Below are 334 nucleotides of genomic sequence, written 5' to 3'. Positions count from 1 at the left end.
AGAGTATGGTAGCTTCACCTTTTACCTTTTGTGCAAAAGCAGCATACAGTAGTAAGAGTAGCAAAACAATCATAATAATCTTTTTCATAATGTGTAAAGTTTTAATTTTGTTTTACAACTTAATACTTTTACTATTTAACTTGACTACTGCAAATGTAAAAATATTTTTTTACATTCCAAAACAACCAAGCTTTATTTTCTTTTTCTTGCTTAAGTCTGTTTTTGTTTTGCATGAAGAATTATAATTTTTTTTAATTTTTTTGGCGGTCCTTGTGCGCATTTCGCTGCGATTGTGCCCAAAAGGTCGCCGTGCCGCGGGCTACATGCGGAATGC

It is taken from the genome of Bacteroidia bacterium, from assembly GCA_025056095.1.
Taxonomy (GTDB): domain Bacteria; phylum Bacteroidota; class Bacteroidia; order JANWVE01; family JANWVE01; genus JANWVE01.
The sequence above is the reverse complement of the archived record's forward strand: the minus strand, read 5'-3'. Positions refer to the sequence as shown.